This window comes from Bacillus sp. AFS040349, from assembly GCF_002577655.1.
Taxonomy (GTDB): Bacteria; Bacillota; Bacilli; order Bacillales; family Bacillaceae; genus Metabacillus.
In genome coordinates, this window is the sequence record NZ_NUMC01000026.1 from 1 (window position 1) to 636 (window position 636).

A 636-nucleotide genomic window follows, 5' to 3' on the forward strand; every position below is an offset into this window, starting at 1 on the left:
AAATATAATACATTTGATCAGGAACAAAAAAGAAACTGGAAAAATAAAATCGAACGTGTAGAAAATATGGAGTACGATGAGGAACTAGATGAGTTTATATGTGCAAACAAGCAACGCCTTGTATTCCAGTATGAAACCTCAAAAACTTCTGATAATGAATATGTTTCAATTAAAAGAAAGTATTCATGTTTTGAATGTGCCGGCTGCCCTTTCCAAAAAACTTGTGCCAAAGGAAAAGAACAAAAAACAATTACAATATCACTAGAAAATCAAAGGCAACGAAAAGAGATTCGTGAACGTCTTCAGAGTGAAGAAGGACGAAAATTATATAGCCAACGAAAATGTGATGTGGAAAGTGTATTTGGACAAATAAAACATAATCAGCAGTTCAGACGCTTTTCAATGCGTGGCCTCCAAAAAAATACGATTGAATGGGGGCTTCTTTGCGTTGCACATAACTGTAAAAAAATGCAGAAGGCAATAAAAAGAAATAAAGCAAAAGAGGATATTGGATGCCAATAAGGGGGAGGAATACCCCTTTTTCATTAAAAAAATCCTACTTATTTGGTTTCTATACCAAAAATAAAGAAAGGGTGCTCAAAAGGTCGTTATTTAACAACCTTTTGAGTCACCCTC

Annotated in this window: 1 protein-coding gene; it reads left to right on the forward strand. The window is 34.3% G+C overall.

Annotated elements, in window-relative coordinates; genetic code table 11:
- The coding region (locus tag COD11_RS06610) for a transposase (protein ID WP_141549655.1) at nt 1-522 on the forward strand (522 nt) is incomplete at its 5' end.
- Nucleotides 523-636 lie beyond the last annotated feature (114 nt).